Genomic DNA, 3004 nt, shown 5'->3' with positions numbered 1-3004 from the left:
AGCGAAGAGAAACGGGATGCAGGGCTGATCGGCGGTAAAGCGAGCAGGAAGGCAGTCGGCCATGGCCTTTACACGCCGAGCATCGGTCGGAGGCAGGGTCGGAGACGCCGATGAGCCAGTCATCCTGACTCCTTTCGATCAGGCGAACCCCCAGTGTAAGGAGCATCGGGGGATCAACAGCGACATCCGCCGGACTGCGCGCATCGGCCCTGAGGTTAGCCAGCTTATCGTCGATCTCGACGTTCGCCTCGTCCGCTACGAAACCGACGTGCCGACACGCTGCACCAGAACCTGCTCTACCCGGCCGTGATCCGCGGCAAGCCAGGCGTCTTGTGGTAAATGCGGGGTCAGGCGCGACGATTTGATTCGGGACTGCGGGCCGTCGGGATTCGGTCTTAGACACCATCCGTCTCCCATCGACCGCAATCGAGTGACTCCAACGCGGTCCAAAAAGCGGCGCTCCTAATCCGAAGCGCCGGAGCCATCGCCGTGACCAAGAGTTGCCGCGCCGATCGCCGTCGACGACTCAGCAGGGATACGGCGTCTACAGCCGGAACTACAACTACTGGATCTCGGGGACCTCGGCAAGGACGCGCTTGACCAAAACTTCGGGCAGCGGGATATAGCCGAGCTCCTCCGCCATGCCTTGTCCGTCCTCCATGGCCCAAGTGACGAAGTTGCGCAGGGCTTCGGCGACCCGGTCGTTGCCATGGCTCCGGTAGAACAGCATCCAGGTGAAGGTGGCGATCGGATAGGCCGCGGGGTCGGATGGGTCGGTCACCCAAATCCGCAGGTCATCCCCGGACAGGTCGGCACTTGCGAGGGCGGCCTGCCCGGCCCCGGCGCCCGGTCCGACGAACTTCCCGGAGGCGTTCTCGAGCAACGCCATGGGCGAGTTGGTCTGGGTCGCGAAGAAGTACTCGATATAGCCGATCGCGCCGGGCGTTTGGTTGACCTGGGCGGTGACGCCGTCATTGCGCGGTGCGCCCACGATGTTCGGCTGAGCAGGCCAACTCACCGAGGTCCCGGTGCCGACATTGGTGCGGAACGACTCGCTGATGGCGCTCAGGTGCTGGGTGAAGACGAAGGTCGTGCCCGAGCTGTCCGAGCGGCGCACGACCGTAATCTGTCGATCGGGGAGCGTCACGTCGGGATTCGCGGCGACGATCCGCGGGTCAGTCCAACGCGTCACCTCGCCCGAGAAGATGAGCGGGTAGACATCGCGCGGCAGCCGAAGCGTGCTCACGCCCGGAAGGTTGTAGGCGAGGACGATCTCACCGGCGGTCATCGGCAGCACGACGACGCCGCCCTGGACCTCCTCGATCTCGGCGTCGGTCATCGCTGCATCGCTGGCAGAGAAATCGACCGTGCGATTGATGAGGTTCCGCACCCCGGCCCCGCTGCCGACCGACTGATAGTTGATCCGGACACCGGGGGTGACCCGGTTGTAGTGCCGAAACCAAGCCGAATAAAGTGGAAAGGGGAAACTTGCCCCGGCACCGTTGATTCGAACCTCTTGTGCCACGGCGGGTGCCGTCCATGTCAGATTGGCCAGAGCTGCAAGGGCGAAGGCGGCAACAAGTGAACGACGCATAACTTGGGCTCCTCGACAGGGTTGATGGCCTTGGCAGGCTGTGGAACGCGGCTGGACCTGGACGCGGCGTTAACAGACGGTAGCCACGGCTGAAGACGACCACCTCCCAGGCAATTTAGCACCGGTGCGTGACGCATTCGTGACCCGCCGATGAGCAAGCCGCGCTGCTCGGAAGTGATGATGCGAGATCCCGCAGATGCCGGTACTTCACCGAGTGTCTGCGCCTCGGCGGATGCTTCGATGCGTGGCTGGCGAGCTGCCCGTTAGCGCTCACCAGCCCGTACAAGCCGGGCCGCCCTTCGCAAACCAACCAGACCAGTGTCGTCGCCGGTATGGGTCTGATCCTGGGCGTGAAGGTTGCTGGCAAGCAACCATACGCGTTTAAGTGGCGCGCTGGGGCTCTGGGAGTTGCTCGCTCACCTGCAGCGGGCGCACCGGCCGATGTGCATTCGCGCTCAACGCGATCGCGATCGCCGACTGAGACGGTTTCACCATCAGCGAAATCAAACGCTGCTGCTTCATGGCCTGCATCACCGCGCTCGCCGACAACGGGTGGCCTGATTAGCGAGGAACGTCATGGCCATTGCAGACTCCGTCGGGTAGTGGACTTGGGGTAGTCTGCGCCGGCCTACGGAAATTTCGTGCGCCTGGCGGACGATTCTTTCAATCAGGTGCCGGCATGCGCGTCGATCTTCCCTTGAGTGCTGCCAGTCGAGTCGCCGGCATTCGTGGCCCCTCCGCCCTATTATCAGTCACTGAATCCTGGAGATCCGAGGGGGAGCACCGGCGAGGAGCCGACATCCGTTCCCCTAATCTCAACGGCAGCAGTCCAACGGACAGCGGTCGTCGGACGTTCGCCGCGAGCCTCCAGGATCACTCTGCCTGCTGTACACAAAAAACAGCTATCCACGCCATCATGGCGGATTCTCAACCACATCGGCGAGCCGCCCCGCCCACCGCCGATCACCCCGCCCGGGACGATGCGCCCGAGCCGACGCCGGACCGGGACCTTCTCGGCCAATCCGAGCCACACTTCGAGTTTGACCAGCGCGTTGCCTGGTCGCCGGCGTCTGCCGCGGGCGGGAGTGCAGCCGCCACTGCCTCCCGCCCGTCCGCTGTGCCCGGAGCCGTTTTCAAGCGCTCGTCAACACGGGATCTCTGCTCCAACCGGAGGCCGTTGCGCGCCCGGACAGCGTCTTGACCGGCCGTCGATCCACCGCGAGCCTCGATTCTCGGGCGTCGCTGGACGCACAGCGCGCAGAGGCGGTTGGATCTCCGATCCGTCGGAGCGTCTTGTTTTTCGCGCCGTGTTTCCTGCGGGACTTGACGTGCGCTCCCCCGGCAGATCTGATGCTGCCATCAGGTGAGCCGGATTTGCGCAAGCGGATTTCGAGGTGCATTTCATGACCA

At 64.1% G+C, this 3004-nt stretch carries 2 protein-coding genes; both read right to left on the bottom strand.

Translation table 11 applies throughout. The features are described 5' to 3' along the window. Positions 1-562: 562 nt before the first annotated feature. A complete protein-coding gene (pstS, locus tag GPT33_RS18185) occupies positions 563-1594 on the bottom strand; it encodes a phosphate ABC transporter substrate-binding protein PstS (protein WP_296811904.1) in 1032 nt (343 codons plus the stop codon). 381 nt (positions 1595-1975) lie between these two features. Further along, positions 1976-2116, bottom strand: coding sequence for a hypothetical protein (locus tag GPT33_RS18180; protein WP_296811901.1), 141 nt, complete (start codon positions 2114-2116; stop codon positions 1976-1978). Positions 2117-3004: the final 888 nt, after the last annotated feature.

The organism is Thiocapsa sp., from assembly GCF_011390875.1.
In the GTDB taxonomy this organism is placed as follows: domain Bacteria; phylum Pseudomonadota; class Gammaproteobacteria; order Chromatiales; family Chromatiaceae; genus Thiocapsa.
The sequence above is the reverse complement of the archived record's forward strand: the minus strand, read 5'-3'. Positions and strand labels throughout refer to the sequence as shown.

What these genes read in the sequence shown, in the direction of transcription:
- pstS (WP_296811904.1), bottom strand. Translation starts at nt 1,594, where the DNA reads ATGCGTCGTTCACTTGTTGCCGCCTTCGCCCTTGCAGCTCTGGCCAAT.
- GPT33_RS18180 (WP_296811901.1), bottom strand. Translation starts at nt 2,116, where the DNA reads ATGAAGCAGCAGCGTTTGATTTCGCTGATGGTGAAACCGTCTCAGTCG.